The sequence below is a fragment of the Natronococcus pandeyae genome, assembly GCF_008122205.1.
Lineage (GTDB): Archaea > Halobacteriota > Halobacteria > Halobacteriales > Natrialbaceae > Natronococcus > Natronococcus pandeyae.
On the sequence record NZ_PHNJ01000002.1, the window covers coordinates 157,211 to 175,466 of the forward strand.

General features: G+C 66.4%; 15 protein-coding genes. 5 read left to right on the plus strand and 10 right to left on the minus strand.

Going from position 1 to position 18,256, the window contains the following annotated elements; translation table 11 throughout:
• Positions 1-17: 17 nt before the first annotated feature.
• The 5 genes from CV102_RS04395 to CV102_RS04415 all read right to left on the minus strand — a co-directional run bounded on the left by CV102_RS04395 (position 18) and on the right by CV102_RS04415 (position 8,633).
• Positions 18-1,169: a glycoside hydrolase family 18 protein gene (locus CV102_RS04395; RefSeq protein ID WP_187432855.1), complete on the minus strand. Its 1,152-nt coding sequence runs from the start codon at positions 1,167-1,169 to the stop codon at positions 18-20.
• A 498-nt stretch (positions 1,170-1,667) separates the two neighbouring features.
• Positions 1,668-3,011 carry a cytochrome P450 gene (locus CV102_RS04400; RefSeq protein ID WP_148856686.1) on the minus strand — a complete coding sequence of 448 codons (1,344 nt, stop codon included), beginning with the start codon at positions 3,009-3,011 and terminating at the stop codon, positions 1,668-1,670.
• Positions 3,012-3,125: 114 nt separating this feature from the next.
• Positions 3,126-3,644: a Holliday junction resolvase Hjc gene (gene hjc, locus CV102_RS04405; protein ID WP_148856687.1), complete on the minus strand. Its 519-nt coding sequence runs from the start codon at positions 3,642-3,644 to the stop codon at positions 3,126-3,128.
• Between the two features lie 98 nt (positions 3,645-3,742).
• The gene (locus CV102_RS04410; RefSeq protein ID WP_148856688.1) at positions 3,743-4,564 is read right to left on the minus strand and encodes a CPBP family intramembrane glutamic endopeptidase; all 822 of its coding nucleotides are present in this window, start codon (positions 4,562-4,564) and stop codon (positions 3,743-3,745) included.
• Between the two features lie 100 nt (positions 4,565-4,664).
• Positions 4,665-8,633: a PAS domain S-box protein gene (locus CV102_RS04415; RefSeq protein WP_148856689.1), complete on the minus strand. Its 3,969-nt coding sequence runs from the start codon at positions 8,631-8,633 to the stop codon at positions 4,665-4,667.
• Between the two features lie 199 nt (positions 8,634-8,832).
• On the opposite strand from CV102_RS04415, the gene CV102_RS04420 reads away from it, so the two are divergent.
• From CV102_RS04420 to CV102_RS04425, 3 genes are all read left to right on the plus strand, one after another.
• Positions 8,833-9,081, plus strand: a complete 249-nt coding sequence (locus CV102_RS04420; RefSeq protein ID WP_148856690.1) for a HalOD1 output domain-containing protein — start codon at positions 8,833-8,835, stop codon at positions 9,079-9,081.
• A gap of 2 nt (positions 9,082-9,083) precedes the next feature.
• The gene (locus CV102_RS25745) at positions 9,084-9,257 is read left to right on the plus strand and encodes a hypothetical protein (RefSeq protein ID WP_187432856.1); all 174 of its coding nucleotides are present in this window, start codon (positions 9,084-9,086) and stop codon (positions 9,255-9,257) included.
• Between the two features lie 64 nt (positions 9,258-9,321).
• Positions 9,322-10,098, plus strand: coding sequence for a PAS domain-containing protein (locus CV102_RS04425; RefSeq protein ID WP_148856691.1), 777 nt, complete (start codon positions 9,322-9,324; stop codon positions 10,096-10,098).
• Positions 10,099-10,125: 27 nt separating this feature from the next.
• Here CV102_RS04425 and CV102_RS04430 read toward each other — a convergent pair whose 3' ends face one another.
• The 5 genes from CV102_RS04430 to CV102_RS04450 form a co-directional block, all read right to left on the minus strand.
• Entirely contained in the window at positions 10,126-11,409 is a 1,284-nt protein-coding gene (locus CV102_RS04430) for an adenosylhomocysteinase (protein WP_148856692.1), read from the minus strand.
• A gap of 131 nt (positions 11,410-11,540) precedes the next feature.
• The gene (locus CV102_RS04435; RefSeq protein ID WP_148856693.1) at positions 11,541-12,368 is read right to left on the minus strand and encodes a hypothetical protein; all 828 of its coding nucleotides are present in this window, start codon (positions 12,366-12,368) and stop codon (positions 11,541-11,543) included.
• A gap of 292 nt (positions 12,369-12,660) precedes the next feature.
• Positions 12,661-13,959, minus strand: a complete 1,299-nt coding sequence (locus CV102_RS04440; protein ID WP_148856694.1) for an amidohydrolase — start codon at positions 13,957-13,959, stop codon at positions 12,661-12,663.
• 61 nt (positions 13,960-14,020) lie between these two features.
• Positions 14,021-14,785 (minus strand): FkbM family methyltransferase, encoded by a 765-nt coding sequence (locus CV102_RS04445; protein ID WP_148856695.1) that lies wholly within the window; start codon positions 14,783-14,785, stop codon positions 14,021-14,023.
• 20 nt (positions 14,786-14,805) lie between these two features.
• The gene (locus CV102_RS04450; RefSeq protein WP_148856696.1) at positions 14,806-15,648 is read right to left on the minus strand and encodes an HVO_0234 family beta-propeller protein; all 843 of its coding nucleotides are present in this window, start codon (positions 15,646-15,648) and stop codon (positions 14,806-14,808) included.
• Between the two features lie 91 nt (positions 15,649-15,739).
• On the opposite strand from CV102_RS04450, the gene glmM reads away from it, so the two are divergent.
• A complete protein-coding gene (gene glmM / locus CV102_RS04455) occupies positions 15,740-17,104 on the plus strand; it encodes a phosphoglucosamine mutase (RefSeq protein WP_148856697.1) in 1,365 nt (454 codons plus the stop codon).
• Between the two features lie 74 nt (positions 17,105-17,178).
• Positions 17,179-18,255, plus strand: a complete 1,077-nt coding sequence (locus tag CV102_RS04460; RefSeq protein ID WP_148856698.1) for a hypothetical protein — start codon at positions 17,179-17,181, stop codon at positions 18,253-18,255.
• The last annotated feature ends 1 nt before the right edge of the window (position 18,256 follow it).

Consider the following 18,256-nt stretch of genomic DNA (forward strand, 5'->3'; position numbering starts at 1 on the left):
GTCGCGAACGACCCGCGCTAGTCGTCGACCGTTTCGGCCATCGCATCGATGAGTTCTTCGTTCGCGTCGTAGGCCAGTTCCCAGCAGAAGACGCCGCGACACTCCTCGTCGAGGGCGTACGTCGTCTTCGTTTCGACGTACTCGGGATCGGTCGCGCTAACCCAGTTTCGGTCGTCGGGATCGTAGAGATACGGGGCGGCAGCGTCCTCGTCCCAGTATCGGTCCCAACTCGGATCGTCGATGCGAGCGCTGATCTCGTCGTACGGTAACGTGGCCTCGTACTCCTCGAACGGCTGCCCGAGTCCGTCATCATCCGGCCCCGGATCGACGCCGTCGAACGCCCGCCCGTAAAACGCGTGACCGATCATCATGTCGGCTCGCGACATCCCTTCGTCCGCCCAGGTTTCTACCGCCTCGTTCGTCGACGGGCTCCCGTACAGCGGCGCGTTGTGGGCGGTCTCCGAACTCGACTCGTCGACCATATCGTAGGACATCACGTTGATCCAGTCGACCAGGTCGGCCAGGGCGGAGACGTCGAGCGGCGTCACGTGTTCGGGTTGTGATGGTGCCGAGTACGACAGGCGGTATTCGCGATCGTCTTCGTCCATCGCGTCGTCGAGCTGGGTGCGACACTCCTCGACGAGTTCGATAACGTTCTCCGTGTCCTCCTCGCGCTCGACGTTTTCCTCGAGACCGCCGCCGGTCGGGAACTCCCAGTCGATCTCGAAGCCGTCGAAGTCGTACTCTCGCATCATTGCGATCGTGGTTTCGGCGAATCGTTCGCGATTTTCCTGCGTCCGTGCGGCGTCGGAGAAGTGTTGTGAGCTCTCCCACCCACCGACCGCGAACCCCATCCTGACGTCTTCAGCGGGTTCACCCTCCCGTTTGAGATCGCGGAACTCCGCCATATTGGGTTCGTCGTCGTCGCTGGGGAAAACGACGGTTCCGTCCGGATCCGGCTCGAGGTTCGCGTAGTACAACTCGTCGAGCCTGGAGAACGGGACCGCGTCGGGCGGGTATTCGTCGCGTTTCCATCCCGGATACCACCCCTGTACGACGGCGTTCTCCGACTCGGTCCCTGGGACAGAACTACAGCCAGCTATCGTCGCGGCCCCCGCCATCGGAACAGCCGCCAGCAGCCGACGACGGCTGAGTTCGAAACCGGACATGCACTCCGCGTACGGCGGTCCACGGATTAAAGAAGTGACACCGTTGCAGCGGTTGTCTATCAGTAGCGATCCGTTCATCTGCCGTCCCTGGCGGAAGGTGCTCCATACGAGTCGATAGTAGCGCGATTTCGGTATCAGAATCAGGCCTGAAACTGAATTGGTCGATTCGGTACTGACAGATGCGCACCGAACTTTTGCGCTGCGGGCGCGACGGAGTCGCGCCCTCGGCAAAATCCCGAGAGAGCGAAGCTCTCTCGGACCTCGCGGGATCTTCGATTCCGCTTAGCTTCGATGAAAAGCACTCCTCCCTCCCCCTACGGGTCGGTCGTCGGCCCGCTCGCTCACTGCGTTCGCTCGCGGATGTGTCGATATCTACACCGCCTGGACGTAACGTGAGTTTCACGTGACCTACTGAATAACAAAACCGGCTACCAACTACTGATACGGGCTCGTCTCGCAAGCCCGGCCACTGCCCGCGTCGAAACCGGCACGCGAGCGTTACGGCCGGCGAACGAGTTCCATCGGCATCCCGCCCTCGGGGTGGGCCGTCAGCGATCCCCGCAGCTCGAGCGGCCCCTCGTCGACCCGGCGCAACTCGAACTCGCGGGCGACGACCGCCGCGATGATCGGCGCCTCGAGCATCGTGAACCCCTTGCCGATACAGCTTCGCGGCCCGGCGCCGAACGGGAAGTAGGCGTAGGTCGGGTGGTCGGGTTCGAGCCAGCGATCCGGGTCGAACCGCGTCGGATGCTCGAAGTAGCGCGGATCGCGGTGGCTCACCCACTGCGAGAGCGCGACGAGCGATCCCTCCGGGAGCTGGTACCCCGAGAACGTGACCGGTTCGTCGGCCTGCCGGAAGAGGACGTACACCGGCGGGTAGAGCCGCATCGTCTCCCGGAGGACGTTCCGGAGCGTCGTGAGCCCGCGAACGTCGGCCGCAGTGAGCGACCTCGGGTCCTCGAGGTCGGCGAAGAGGGCGTCGACCTCCTCGTGGACGCGGGCCTCGACGTCGGGCCGCGCCGAAAGGAGCGCCCACGTGTAGGTGAGCACCAGCGCCGTCGTGTCGTGGCCCGCGAGCAGCATCGTCAGGAGTTCGTCGCGGATTCCCGTCTCGTCGATCGCGCCGCGCTCCTGGGCTCGCAGGAGCAACGCGAGCAGGTCCCTGTCCTCCGGCTCGACTCCCAGACTCCGCCGGCGGGCGACGAACAGATCCACGATGCGCTCGAGTTCCGCGATCGACCGGTCGAACTCCCGTCGCTCGGGCGTGGGCACCCAGTCGGGGATCATCGCCCGGCGGGGGTCGGGTTCGAACTGCGCACCCACGGGCTCGAGGAGCAGCCGGATCTGGCGGGCGCGGCCGGGCTCGAGGTCGATCCCGAACATGGCCTCGACGATGATCTCGAGGGTCGTGCGGGTCATCTCCCACTCGATATCGCGCTCGTCGCCATCGTCCCAGCGCTCGACCATCGCGACGGCGCGATCGGCCATCGTCGGCGCCAGCTTCGCGATGCGGTCGGGGGCGAACGCGGGACTGGCGATGGCCTGGCGCTGTTTCCAGAGTTCGCCTTCGCTCAGTAAGAGCCCCTCTCCGAGGAGTTCGCCGAGCGCGTCGGACTGGAACTCGGGTTTCGAGAACTGCGATTCCTCGGTCACGAGCACGCGTTCGACGGCCTCGGGCGTCGTGAGCAGGTAGGTCCGGTTCGGGCCGAGGTCGAACGCCGCGATGTCGCCGTAAGACTCGCGCAACTCCGTCAGGAATCCGAACGGGTCTTCCGCGTATCGCGGCAGCGAGCCAGCGACCGGCACGCCTCGCGGACCGGGCGGCCCGATAGCAGACGTCATCGTCTCTGCGTCGGACTGGGCGAGCAAGAACGTTCGTCTCCCTCTCGAGGAGTAATCGATCGTTATCGGGGCTATCCGGGCGTTTCGAACGGAGCCAGCGGCAGAACCAGAACGTTACTCGAGCAGTTCGGCGGCCTCTTCGACCTCCATCACGCCCTGCTTGACCGCGTTCAGCACGCGGACGATCTCCTCGTCGGGGCCGGAGTCGGCCTCGCCGACCTCCTCGAGGGTGACCTTCTCGCTCTCGCCGACGAACTCGGCGAAGTCGGTGCCGTCGGCGATAGCGGTCTCCTTTTTTACTCGGTAGTTTCCGCCGTCGGTGACGTGGAGGTCCGCGGGGTGGAAGAAGTACCAGTCCTCGCGGTCGAACCGAACGCCGATCCGGGGTTTCGCGCCGAAGTTCTGGGCGAAGTAGGTCAGTGCTTCGACCTCCTCGCCGGAGAGATAGATCGGATCACCCGAACTCGACTTGGCCTCGATCGCGTAGAAGATCTCGCCGTCACCGGCGAGCACGTCGGGGAGTTCCCGCTCGGTCGCGGAACCGCTCGCGGGCGCACGCATCACCGCGAAGCCGGCCTCGTCGAGTTCGTTGACGAGTTCGCGCTCGCGGCGGTCGCCCTTCGCCTGAGACATACCCGTAGTTCACCGGTGGGTGATAATAAACGGGGCGAAGCACGGCCCGGATTAGGTGCGGTACTGCGGGAATCCGAACAGCTCAGCGCAGCGTCAGGTTAGAGCGGAAGGAGCGCCAGTCCGGCCTCGAGGCTCACGGCCATCATGTTCTCGAGTTCCTCGGGTGCGTAGCGGAGCACGAGGTAGAGAATCGCGAACTGGAAGGCGTTGAACGCGGCGTGGGCCGCCGTGGGGACGAGGAGGTTGTCGGTCTTCGCGTAGAGCGTGCCGAAGATGATCGAACCGCCGAAGACGACGGCGAGCGAGACGCCGATAGCCCCGAGCGGTGCGAGACCGCCGTCAGCCGCCAGCGCGTACGCCGGGATGTGAACGAGTGCGAAGATGATGCTCGTGATAATGACCGCACTCATCCGGCTGAACGCCGCGTACAGCCGTTTCTGGATCACGTTTCGGAACAGGAACTCCTCGGCGGGCGCGTTGAACAGGAAGACGACGACGATCATGAGCAACACCATGTTCGGATCGTCGCCGACCAGTTCCATGACCTGGTTCTCCGACGACGGCAGTTCGAACAGCGTCGCGACGACGTTGACGACCATCACGAACGCGATGCTCCCGAAGATACCCACGAGCACGTAGAGCCAGCCGCGCCGGGTCGGCATCCGAATGTCGAGCCAGTCCCAGCCCCGTTCGGTCCACCAGAGGTAGGCCCCACCGACGAGGAAGAAGCCGGCGAAGTTCAGGGTGAGAAAGATGAACGTCGCCGTGTTGGAAGCCTCCGCCGGAGACTCGAGGAGCGTCGGGTCGAGCAGAAACGCCGGAACGGTCGTGAACTGAGACGCGATAATGCCAGCGACCGAGAGGAGAACGGCGACGAGTACCGACCGCGTGTACCCGTCCGCCTGATCTACTGTCGACATACGCCAGCGTACGGGCAGCGTGCCCTTGGGCGTTCCTCTTTGGTATGAGAGCTGATTGAAACGAACGGGGGCGAGAGCGACGAGGGAAGTCCCGGTCGAGTCACGTCGAGCGCAGTTCACCGCCGCTCCCGCCGACCGTGTACCCTTCCCCGCCGAACAGTTGCGCCAGCAGCCGTTGCTGACCGAGTCGGAGGTGACGGTTAACCGTCGGCTGGGAGACCTCGAGCATCGCGGCGACCTCTTCGCCCGTCGTTTCCCGCGGCCACTCGAAGAAGCCGGCGAAGAAGGCGGTCCTGAGCACCTCGAGCTGGCGATCCGTCAGCGCGCCGAACAGCGACGAGATCAGTTCCCGCCTGGTCTGTGTCGCCCGCTCGACGTCGCGTCGACCGGCGAGTTCGACGCTCGGATACTGCTCGCCGAGCATCGCGACGAACTCGCGAACGTCGGTCGTCGTCCGGACGTCGACGACAGCCTCGAGCGTCGACTCGGTGGTCCGGATCGAACGAGGGGTAGCGCCGTGACGGACGAGCCGCGACGCGATCACGTCTCCCGTGACCGTCAGTTCGAACAGACAGCCGTCGTCGCCCTCGCTCACCAGGCTGTGGTTCCTGACGGTGACGAGGTCGTCGAGGGCCGCCCGCACGTCGGCCGCCGGCGCGCCGGTCGTCGTCACGAACAGTCGCGTTTCGTCGGCCGACTGCGTCGCGATACCATCGTAGACGACGGTACAGGCCGCTTCCCTGGCGATCCGAGTGAGGAGCGCGTCGGGCTCGTCGAACCGGAGGGTGAGCTCGAGCAGGGTATCGGCGTGCAGGGCCTCGCGCGTCTGCACGGCGTTGATCGAGTTCGCGATGTTCACGCCGAGTTCCTCGAACACCGCTCGCTCGAGCCGGCCGAAGCTGTCCGGCTCGGCGGCGTACACTGTCAGGACGCCGTAGCAGTACTCGTCGAACGTGATCGGGACGGCGAGACAGGAGGCAAAATCGGCGGCCAGCGCGGTCTTGCGCCACGACTCGGTCTGAAAGTCGTCGACGGCGTTGGAGACGACGGTCGGCACCTCGTCCAGGGCGGTCGTCACGGACGGCTCCGGCGTCTCGGCGGTCACCGAGAGCGAGACCGTATCCAGGTACTCCTGGTTGGTGCCGGCCCACCGCCGGGGAACGAGTTCGGTCTCGCCGACGTCGAGTCCGCCGATCCACGCGAAGGCAATATCGTCGTTCGCGACCAGCCGCTCACAGACGGTTCGCTCGATTTCGTCCCGGCTGGTCGCGCCGACGAGCGACGCGCCGACCGATCGGATGATCTCGTTGATCTGGATCTGGCGTCGGAGTCGGCGGTTCCGCGTCTCGAGTTCCGCGTCGCGCTCGCGCAGACTCGTCTCGCCCCCGAGCCGGTCGAAGGCCGCTTCGGTCGTCGCGACGAGCGTCTCGACCAGCCGTCGCGTCTCGTCGTCGATCGACGACGGCGGGGCGACGAACGCGAAGACGCCGTGGTCGCCGATCGGGACCAGCAGGCCGCCTTCGACGTCGGGGCCGAACAGCGGCGAGTGATCGACGACGCCGGCATCGTCGAAGACCGTCTGCGCTCCGCGGACGAAGGTGCTCCAGAGCAGCGAGTCGTCGTCGCCGGGCCCGATCGAGGGGGCGCCGCGACAGCGTTCGACGAAGCCGGGACTCGTCGCGGCCGGCTCGAGGTTCGTCGTCTTCGGGTCGAGGAGGTAGACGCCGACGCCGGAGACGTCGAGCACCTCGGCTGCGGTCTCGACGACCAGTTCGGCGGCCGCGGGTTCCGTCTCGGCGTGGAGGAGCCCGCGAGCCGTCTCGTGCAGGGACTGGAGCGCGAGTTCGCGCTCTTTCTGGTCGGTAACGTCCTGGAGCGCTCCCCTGAGCGTGACGACGCGGCCGTCCTCCCAGACGGGTTCGCCGATGGTTCTGACCCATCGTTCGTCGCCCTGGACGGTTTGCAGTCGCAACTCGAGGTCGTAGCTCTCGCCGGCTTCGATGCCCGACTCGACGGCCGCCCGGATGCGCGGTCGATCCTCGGGGTGGTAGAATTCGATCGCCGTCTCCAGGTCGTGGGGGGTGCCGGGTTCCAGCCCGTGGATGCGATAGAGTTCGTCCGTCATCCCGGTGGACGGCGGCTCCGTCCGGACGTCGAGTTCCCAGCCGCCGACCGACGCGATGCGCTGGGTGTGCTGGAGGAGCTGTCTGGTGCGTTCGAGTTCGCGTTCGCGCTCCTTGCGCTCGGTGATGTCCTGCAACGACCCCTGGAGCCGGACGGGGTCGCCGTCTTCGGAGACTACCTCGCCGATGCTCCGAACCCATCGTTCGTCACCCGCGGCGGTGACGAGGCGGGCCTCCGTGTCGTACCCCTCGCCGGTCTCGATCGCTCGCTCGACCGCCGTGCGAACGCGTCGTCGGTCGTCGGGGTGGAAGAACTTCAGTCCACCCTCGTGCGTGAGCGTCTCCTCCGCCGACAGCCCCAGAATCTCGGCGAACTTGTCCGTCCACGTCCCCTCGTACGGCGGTCCGCCCTCGAGGTCGAGCGCCCAGCCGCCGACCTCGGCGATGCGCTGGGTCTGCTCGAGCGTATCGCGGGTTCGCTCGAGTTCGCGTTCGCGCTCCTTGCGCTCGGAGATGTCCCGGACGACGCCGGCCGTTCCGGCGAACTCGCCGTCTGGCATCGGCAACAGCGCCATGTGGTTCTCTGCCTCGACCACCCGGCCGTCTCTGGTCTCGAGCGTCATCTCGAACGTCCGGTAGGGCGTCTCGTCACGGAGCAGTTCCCGGATCAGGCTCTGGGCTTTCTCGAGTTCCGGTTCGCCGATGTACGTCGAGACGTGTTCGCCGACGAATTCGGCCGGCTCGTACCCTATCAACGGCTCGACGGCGTCGTTCACGAACTGGAAGGTTCCCTCCGCGTCGAGCGTGTACACCGGATCGCCCAGCGCCTGAATGACGGTCTCGTAGCGCTCGAGTTCGCGTTCGTACTTCTTGCGGTCGGTGACGTCCAGCGAAGAGCAGGTCAGCCCCGCGATCGCTCCGGACTCGTCGTACAGCGGTTCGACCGTCAGGTCGTACGTGACCTCGTCCCCGTTCAGCTCGTAGGTCACCTCTTGACGGCGGCCCTCGCCGGTCTCCAGGACGGCTCGTTTCGGCGCGAGGAGCTTCTCCGCCTCCGCCGGCGGGAGCAGTTCGTCATCGCACTTGCCGAGCACCTCTTCGGGCCGGAACTCCGGGTGCGGGTTGGCGATCCACGTGTACCGAAGGTCGGTATCCAGCCTGAACGCGACCATCGGCGAGTTCTCGAGCGCGACGCGGAAGTGTCGCTTCTCGGTCCGGAGTTCGGCCTCGAGGCGCTCGCACTCGCTCACGTCGCGACCGATCCCCGCCAGTACCGGATCGCCGTCGGGACCCTCGACGGCGGACGCGAGGAACTCGTAGGGTACGGGCTCACCGTCGCTGGTCAGCGCCTCGGCTTCGACTCGCGTCCGACCCGTCTCGAGCGCTTCGGTCATCGCCGCGCGGATCGTCTCCCGGCCCGCCTCGTCGTAGAAATCGAGGGCGTTCATCGAGGCGAGTTCGTCGTCACTGTACCCCATCGCCTCGACTAGACTCTCGTTCCAGCGCTCGAGCGAGCCGTCCGCGTCGATTACGAAGAAGACGTCGTCGATGGCGTCGACCATCTCGTCGGCGTACGCCCGGTGTCGCTCGAGCCGCCCTTCGCGTTCGTGCAGTGTCTCGACCATCCCGTCGACCGCCTCGTAGAGGCGCCCGATCTCGTCCTCGCGGTCGCTCGAGAACGACACGTCGTCTACGCCAGCCGCAACGGCCTCGATCTTCTCCCGGAGTCGGACGATCGGATCCCCGGCGCCCTCGCTGACGGCGAGACCGAGGAGCGCGACGACTGGCAGTCCGGCGAACGGAAGCGCCGCCGCGAGGTCGTACTCGGCGGGGGCGGTCAGCCCCGCACTAACGACCGCGACGGCGGAAACGACGAGTGCGACGAGGGCCAGGTGGCGAGAAACGGCGTCGTTCTCGTCCAGCCCCCGATTCGTGGTGACCCACATCTTACACGAGGTAGTACTCGCACCGGCATGACTCGAGCGGGCGATCAGGCGGGCGAAGCGAACGGCGCGAGAAATCGGGCCGCACGGCGGCCCAGTCCGATACGGTCCGGTCGGACACTATACACATACCCCCCATTTCTGGCCGTCGTTACACAGATAATAGGTACGCGAATACGGTCCATCAACGTTAATACCGGTAATGAAGAGCCAAACGATGCGCCGGGAGTGCGAGCAGCTCAGTTTCAGGGTCATCGAAGCCATCGCCGACACCATGGAGACTGACGTGATCGACCTCCAGCCGCCGCTGTACAGCGTGATCGACCCGACCGCGCTCGATCTGCTGTTTTCCGGATCGGGACCGATCCGCGTCGAGTTCGGGTACGAGGGACACACGATCTTGGTGGACGCGGACAGAACGATCGCGGTCGACGGGACGGTGTACGATTGACGATGGGAAAGGGAGACGCACCGGCGAGCGGCTCGATCGACGAGCCGGACGGCGGAACGATCCGCGAGACGTACGAGGAGTACGACGTCGGATCGAGTACGGTCGGGATGATCACCGATCCCGAGAACGTCCACGCCTGGATTCTGTCGAACGCGACCCAGCCGATACGGCGATGAGCAACGACGGCGGAACCGAATAGCGACGGCGCCGGCGTTCGACGCGGATTACCTGCACTACACCATGCCCCCTCACTCAAGCACGACCGAACCGACGGCCGAATCGCGTCGCGAACCGATCACCGTCCTCTGGGTCGGTGACGACTCACTCACGCGAGAACGAATAGCCGAAACGCGAGGGGGCGACAGCCGACTCGAGATTCGGCCGGCCGAATCGACGGCCGCCGCGCTCGACGCGCTCGACGGTGTCGACTGCGTCGTCGAAGAGCGCGACCGACGGGAGGCAGAGGGAATCGAACTCGTCGAGGCGCTCCAGGAACGAGAGCCGCCCCTCCCGTTGGTACTCGTCACCAGCGGAGCGCGCCGCGAGGTTTCCGAACCGATCCTGCAAGCGACGTGGGCCGACCACTTCCACCGGGAAACCGACGCCACGTCGGCGGCACTGCTCGAACGGCGGATCGCTCGACTGGTCGACCACCGTCGGCTGTCGACGCTCGCTGAACGGGGACTGACGGCCCTCGAAACGATCCGCGACGGCGCCGCGATCGTCGGCGTAGACGGCTCGTTCGAGTTCGTCAATCAGGTGTTCGCACTCCAGTTCGGATTCGACCGGAACGCGCTGGCCGGCCGGCCCTGGCAGACTGTCTACACCGACGCGGCGGTCGATCGACTCGAGTCCCAGGCGCTCCCGATGGTCGAAAACGGGTGGCAGTGGACCGGGAGCTGCGTCGGAAACGGAACGTCGGGAACGTTCACCGCACGAACGACCATCGCCGGACTGGACGGTGGCGGATTCGTCCTCGTGGTTCACGAGGAGGATCACTCGAGCGGCGAACGGTGATCGGCGATACAATCGGTCGAGAGCGACTTACGTTCCGTGATCCCAGGAGCCCATATACTCGCGCTGGGTATCCGTCAGCGCGTCGTAGTCGACGCCCTCGGCCGCGAGTTTGATCTCGGCGATCTCCTGGTCGAGTTCGTCCGGCACGTCGTGGACGCCCGCATCGTACTGCTCGCTGTTCTCGAGCATTTCACGGACACAGACGGCCTGGACGCCGAAGCTCTGGTCCATCACTTCGACGGGGTGGCCGAGCGAGATCGGTGCGGCGAGGTTGACGAGTCGGCCCTCGGCGATGACGTTCAGCCGGCGGCCGTCGTCCATCTCGTAGGCCTCGACGCCGTCGCGGGCCTCGTAGCGGTCGACGGCGAGGTCGTCGAGCGCGTCGAGGTCGATCTCGATGTCGAAGTGGCCCGCGTTGGCGAGCAAGACGCCGTCCTGCATGGCCTCGAAGTGTTCCTCGACGATGACGTCTCGGTTCCCGGTCGTCGTCAGAAAGACGTCGCCCTTCTCGGCGGCCTCGTCCATCGGCAGGACTTCGTAGCCCTCCATGTGGGCCTCGAGGGCGCGCCGGGGCTCGACCTCGGTGACGATGACGTTCGCGTTCTGGCCCGCCGCCTTCTGTGCAACGCCCTTGCCGCAGTAGCCGTAGCCCGCGACGACGACGTTCTTGCCGGCCCACGAGAGGTTCGTGGTCATGGCGATCGAGGCCAGCGAGGACTCGCCGGTGCCGTGGACGTTGTCGAACAGTCGCTTCATCGGCGTGTCGTTGACGGCGAAGACGGGGTAGTCGAGTGCGCCGTCTTCGTCCATCGCGCGCAGGCGGTGGACGCCCGTCGTGGTCTCCTCGGCCCCGCCGACGATGCCGTCGATCAGTTCGGGGTAGTCCTCGTGGATCGCCGCGACGAGGTCCATCCCGTCGTCGACCGTCACGGTTGGTTCGTGGGCGATGACGGCCTCGATGGCGGCGTAGTACTCCTCGTCGTCGACGCCGCGTTTCGCGTAGCTCGTGATGTTCTCGTGGGCGTCGAGCGCCGCCGAGACGTCGTCGTGGGTCGACAGCGGGTTGCAGCCCGTCACCGCGACGTCGGCCCCACCCTCCGCGAGCGTCTCGACGAGCATCGCGGTCTTGGCCTCGACGTGCATCGCCATCGCGATGCGCTCGCCCTCGAACGGCTGGTCTGCGACGAACTCCTCGCGGACGTGCTTGAGGATCGGCATGTGCTGTGCAGCCCAGTCCATCTTGCGGCGGCCCTCTTCGCGGGCCGCATCCACATCGTCCAGCTGGTCGCTGATCGGCGGATACTCTGTCATGCCTCGACAGAGTGGGAGCGGAGCCAAAACGCTACCGAACCCGATCCCGACTGATACTATCAAAAAGTGCAGTCGTTACGGCCGTCCCCGGCCACTCATCGCTCGGTCACTCTGTTCTTTGGTCGCTCCGTTCACTCGTCACTGTGGCCCGGTGGACCGCCACCGTCGTTGCCGCTACCGGCGTGTTCTGGCGGTCCTTGCTCGCCGTCCTCGTCGTCGCCGTCGTCGTTCCCGTTACCGGCGTGCTCGGGTGGACCCTGAGCGTCGCTGTCGGAGCCGTTGCTCGGCGGGCCGGCGTGGCTCGGCGGACCCGCGTGGTCGGGCGCGTTACCAGGGTTGTTGTCAACCACGAAGCCTGCGATTCGCACGCCGAGTGGCTTGTCGGACTCGTTGTCCTTCTCCTCCTCGACGTACTCGGAAACGATCGCACCGAAGTTCTCCGCTTCGTCACCGTCGTCGGTTCCCTCGTCGGTCGGCTCGAGCGTTTCTGTTGTTGTCTCGGACTCCTCGTCGACGGTTGTCTCAAACGTAACCTCGACGCTCTCGTTGTCCGTCGGCGCGTCGAGAGAGACCGTTCCGTTCTCGTCCGTCGTGTGCGTCCCGTTGCCCGCATAGGACACGTTCTCCGCGGTCGAAACAGTGACGTCGGCGTTCTCGACGGTAGTATCGTTCTCCGTGACCGTTACGACGACGTCGCCGTTCTGAGTGACGTTGATCGAAAGACCATCCGACTCTGTCTCGTCGGAGTCGCTACTATCAGAGTCGTCATCGTTACTCGCCTCGTCTTCTTCGTCCGGTTCGTCGTCTGTCTCCTGGTCCGTCTCGTCGGTTTCCTCTTCATTCGTCGAGACGTTCGGTTCGATATCGGTCGTTTCAGCGGCTGCCATTCCAGGTAGCGCGACCAGCGACAGGATCATGACGACGACCAGCGCCGTCGTGAGCAGTCGATTCTTCTTCATGCATTCCTGAAATTCAATCAGTAGTGAATAAATCCCGCTGGTGGTTACGCGGCGTCCCGGTTTTGAGAAACGGCTCGAGAAACCGTTTGAGCGTTTATCGATCGCTCTGGGCGTTTAGATTTCGTTCACGAACCGATCGCAGGCGTAAACGGTCGGGGTGCCGTCCCGTTAGGACCTATCGACCTCGGTATCGGCGATCCGTCCGTTCGGAGCCCCGGCGAACAGGCCGCCGAGAAGGAACGTCACTGATGGAGCGCTGTCACGCGAGAAAACGCGCCGGCACCGGGGAGCCCTACTCCTCGGCGCGAGCGACCAGCGACGCTGCCGCCTCGCTCGCTCGTTCCCGAACGGCGGACTCCTCGAGCGTCAGCACTTCCCGATCCCGCATGAGCACCTGCCCGTCGCAGATGGTGTGGCGGACGTCGGCGGCGGCCGCGGCGTACGCGAGGTGGCTCACGAGGTCGTGAGCCGGCGTCAGGTGCGGCTTCTCGAGGTCGAGCACCGCGAGGTCGGCGGGTGCGCCGTCCTCGAGCCGGCCGGCGTCGATGTCGATCGCGTCGGCGCTCCCCTGGGTCATCATCTCGACGACCGCCTCGGCGGGCACCGCGCTGGCGTCCTCGGCGGCGAGTTTGCCGATCATCGCCGCGTCGCGGGCTTCGTCGAGCATCGACAGATCGTTGTTCGAGGCCGCGCCGTCGGTACCGAGACCGACGCTGACGCCCTCCTCGAGCATCCGCTGGACCGGCGCCATCCCGCTGGCGAGTTTCATGTTCGAGGCCGGACAGTGGATCACGCCGGTCCCCGCCTCCGCGAGCAGGCCGATCTCGCTCTCGTCGACGTGAACACCGTGGGCGACGAAGTCCTGGGGCTCGAGCATCCCCTTCTCGGCGGCGTAGGCCAGCGGTCGAACGCCGCGCTCGTCGACGATCGGCGTCACCTCGTCGGCGGTCTCGTTCGCGTGGTAGTGGATCGGCAGGCCGGCCTCGCGGGCCTTCGGGACGAACTCGTCCAAGTACTCCTCGCCGACGGTCGTCAGCGAGTGGGGCATGAACGCCGTCGAGATCCGGCCGTCGGCCGCGCCGTCGTACTCCGCGGCGACGTCGAGGCTCGTCTGGGCGTCCTCCCGGGCACCCTCGTCGTCCTTGACGACGGTGACGACGCCGTGGCCGAGTCGGGCCCGGAGGCCGGCCCGCTCGACCGCGTCGGCGATCTCTGGAAGCTCGAAGTACATATCTGCGAAGGCGGTCGTCCCGCTCTTGATCATCTCGAGCAGCCCCAGTTCCGCGCCGATCCGGATATCGTCCGGGGTCAGTTCGCCCTCCGCGGGCCAGATATCCTCCTGGAGCCAGGCGTCGAGCGGTTTGTCGTCGGCGTAGCCCCGCAGCAGCGTCATCGAGACGTGACAGTGGCCGTTGACGAATCCGGGCGTGACGAGCGAATCCGACGCGTCGAGGGTCTCGTCGGCGTCGGCCGCGAGGTCGTCGCCGAGTTCGAGGATCTCGCCACGCTCCTGGTCGATCAGTACGTCCGCACGCGTCACCGTCATGTCGGGCAGCAGCACCTGTCCGCCGGTGATGGCCAGCGTCGTCATTACCCCGACTTTCTCGTCGGCCCGCCTTAGCGTGTCGATTCGGTAGACTGAGAGACGGACCTCACACCGTTCGTTCGCACCGCCAGTATCCCTCCCGCTCCTGGCCCTCGTATCCGGCGGCCTCGAGCGCCGCCCTCGTTTCCCGCGGCGCGTCGCCCTCGAGGCCGTCCTCGTGGATCTCGACGAATAGAACGGGTTCGTGACGCTCGAGGGTCTCCCGTGCGCCGCGGATCACGGCCGGTGCGGCGCCCTCGACGTCGACCTTGATCGCGTCCGGTTCCGGCAGGTCGGCGGCAAGATCGTCCAGCCGGCGTACCGGAACCGGCCGAACGGCGGCCACCGACGCCTCCCAACGGCTCGCGCCCGCCCGGTCGAACGCCGAGAGTTCGGGGTACGTCGAGACGTAAAAGGGGCGTTCGGCGCTCTCGTCGCCGATTCCGCAGCCGTGAACGTCGATCCGATCCTCGAGGCCGTTCAGCCGGACGTTCGTCCGGAGACGATCGACGACCGCCGGCCCGGGTTCGAAGGCGACGATCCGGCGGCCGGGCCGGTCCGCGGCCAGTGCGAGCGCGTAGATACCCACGTTCGCGCCGATATCGAAGACGGTGGCCGTGGGACCACAGCGGGCGTCCAGTTCCGCGAGCATCGCGTCGTCGCCGTGGCGGTTGAGCGGGTCGTAACACCGGAACGTCCCCGCAGGCGTCCGGTTTCGACGCGAAACCAACCGGCGCTCGTAGTTCGCCCGTGCCAGCCGGTAGTACGCCCCGTAGCCGACTCCGCGAAGGGCGTAGAACGCGCGCGTCGTGAGACCGGACGTTGGGTTCATCAGTCGTGGCCCAAATGGCGCTACTGACCGAGAGAGACCGCAAGACCCGTCACGCCGTCGACGCCGAGCACCTGGGACCGCCACTCGCCGTCGGTCGCCGCAGTGAACATCCCGTCCTCGGTAACCGCGTAGACCGCGTCACCGTAGGCGACGTCGACGACGGGATCGTGCGGGTGTTCGAGTTCCCGCCACGTTCCGTCCGCAGCGGTGTACTCGGAGACCGTCTCGTCCGAAACGGCGTGGGCGCGAACGAGCCGTCCGGGTTCGGAGCGCGGGTCCGCGCTGACGACGTCGAACGCGCCCTCGAGGATCGACATCCAGCCGTTGCCGAGCTTGTAGAGGCCGTCGTCGGTCGCGGCGAGTGGGACGCCGGCGGCGGAGACGTCGCGAACGTCGGTGAGCCCGGCGTGATCGAGGCCGCCCTCGTGGACCCGGTAGACGCCGCGGTCCGTGCCGATGAGGCCGCCGTCGATAGCGCGGACCGACGCGCCGAGATCGTCCTCGATCGTTACCCAGTTGTCGTCGTTCAGTCGAGCGATTCGGCCGTCGGGACCGGCCGCGAGCAGCCGTGAACCGTCGGCGCCGACCGCGACCGCGGGGCCGAACCCGGTCTCGGCGAAGGCGGTCGTCTCGTCGGTCGTACCGATCCCCGAACGCAGCAGGCGAACGTCCTCGTCCGTCGCGATCGCGACCGTCCCATCTGCTGCGGCGATATCTCGTGCGTCACAGCGCTCACAGAGGGAGAACTCGCCGACGGAGTCGCCGGCGGCCTGCACGCGGACCACGCCGAACGAACTCGCGACGTAGGCGCGCGTGGCCCCCTCGCGGTCGTCGTAGACGCGTTTCTCTTCGATCGAATCCATACCTAAACGGTCGTGATCGCACGCCGAAAGCGTTCTGTCTGCTTCGTCGCCTTCGGAACCCATTTGGGGGGTCCGACCCGACTAACAGATGATGCAAGTATTCGGATCGAGCGGGACACGCGGCGTCGCCAACGAGGAGCTGACGCCCGCGTTCGTCCTTCGCGTCGCGAAAGCAGCGGGAACGGCCTGGGGGGTCGGCCGCATCGCGATCGCACGCGACACGAGATACACCGGGCAGATGCTCGCTGACGCCGCCGCGAGCGGACTGGCGAGCACGGGAACCGACGTCGACCGTCTCGGGATCGTTCCGACGCCCGGCGCACAGGCCTACGCCGAGCGCGAGGGGGTGCCGGTCATGGTCATTACGGCCTCGCACAACCCGCCGCAGTACAACGGCGTCAAACTCGTCAACAGCGACGGGGTCGAACTCGGCATCGCCGACCTCGAGTCGATCGAGGAGACGCTGCTCGCGGAGGCGTTCGTGGTCGCCCCGTGGGACGAGACCGGCCGCGTCCGGGAGGTCGAGGGAACGAGACAGGAGTACGTCGACGAACTGCTCGAGGCGGTCGACCGCGAGCGGATCGCCGACGCCGATCTGACGATCGCGCTCGACCCGGGCCACGGCGCGGGTTCGCTGACCAGCCCCGAGTTCTTCCGCAGACTCGGCTGTCGCGTCGTCACCGTCAACGGCCAGCCCGACGGCCACTTCCCCGGACGCGATCCGGAGCCGGTGCTCTCGAACCTCGAGGATCTGGGGCGGCTCGTCCGGGCCACCGACGCCGACATCGGAATCGCCCACGACGGGGACGCCGATCGGGCCATCTTCTTCGACGAGGACGGCGAGTACGTCGAGGGTGACGCCACCCTCGCCGCGCTCGCGGCGGCGGAACTCGAGCCCGAGGACACCACCGTCTCCGCGGTGAACGTCTCCCAGCGCCTCGTCGACGTCGCCAACGAGATCGGCGCCAAACTCGAACTGACGCCGATCGGTTCGACGAACATCATCACCCGGATCGAGGAACTCGAGGCGAAGAACGAACACGTTCCCGTCGCGGGCGAGGGCAACGGCGGGATCTTCTTCCCGAACTACCGACTCACGCGAGACGGCGCCTTCACCGCCGCGCGGTTCCTCGAACTCGTCGCCGAGCGACCGGTGAGCGAGATCGTCGCCCCGTACAACGGATACGCCAACGTCCGGCGCAACATCGAGTACGAGTCGACGGCCGAGCGCGACGCGATGCTCGACGCCGCGGCCAACCACGCCCAGGCCGCCGATGCCGAACTCAACACGCGGGACGGCTACCGTCTGGATTACGGCGACGCGTGGGTGCTCGCACGCCCCTCTGGTACGGAGCCGCTCGTCCGAATCTACGCCGAGGCGCGCGACGGCGACCGGGCGAACGACCTCGCCGACGATATGTACGGAACGCTGGCCGAGGCGAAAGCCGACGCCTGACTACCCGCCCGCTGCCGGCAGCAGTTCTTTCCGCCGATCCGTCGTCGTCTTTCCTACGAGGCCCGTACCGAAAGATGAGCGACGAGTCGACACACGCATCTCGAGACGAGATAGCGGGAGACGATGCGCCGCAATCCCAGCCCGACCCCCTCGTCGGGACGGACTCGCGCATCGACGCGTGGTTTCACTGGCTCTACCTGCACGGTGACCGACGCGTCATCTCCGGCGTGATCCTGGTGGCCGTCTTCGTCGCCTCGCTGCTGTTGATCCGCGTCGACCTCATCACGCCGGCCGAGGCGGGCGACGTCACCGCGATTTCGGCGGCGCTGGTCGGCGGCATGCTGCCCTTTATTACCGTCGTGCTCGCGATCAACCAGCTCATCCTCTCCGAGGAGTTCGGCACGACCGGCGCCTTCCACGAGCGGGTCGAAGAGACCCGCGAGTACCGGCGCACGATCGAGTCCCACACCGGCTACCGTCCGAGCCCGGTCGAGCCCTCGGATTTTCTCCGGACGCTGATCGAGGCGAAACGGCGGACCGCGCTCGGACTGCAGAACGTCTGTCGCGACGCCGGTCCCGACATCCGGGACGACGTCGACGAGTTCGTCTCGGCCACGACGAGCCGGGACGACGAAGCGATCGAGACCCTCGAGAACACGACCTTCGGCTCGTTCGTCGTCATCTCCGTCATCCTCCACTACAACGATCCCTGGCAGCTCCAGGAGGTCCGAAAGATCCGGGAGTACCACCGGTACGATCTCTCCGACGCGGCGGACGACCAGCTCGAGCGCCTCGAAGCCCTCCTCGGCGACATCCACGTCGCCCGGCAGTACTTCAAGACCGTCTACATGCAACAGGAGCTGGCGGATCTCTCGAAAATTCTGCTGTACGTCGGCTTCCCGACGCTGCTTGGCGGCGCCTTCATCATCGTTTCGTACGGCAACCTGCTGGCGCTGGAACTCCACCCGTGGCTCTACGTTTTCGTCGTCAGTGCGACGATCACGGCGCTGTTCAGCCCCTTCGCCGTGTTGCTCACGTACGTGCTCCGGATCGCGACGATCGCGCGGCGGACGGCCGCCGACTTCGGTCCGTTCGTCCTCCAACAGCAGCTTCCCCAGGAAGAGCTCGAGACGACCGACGCCGGCGACTGAG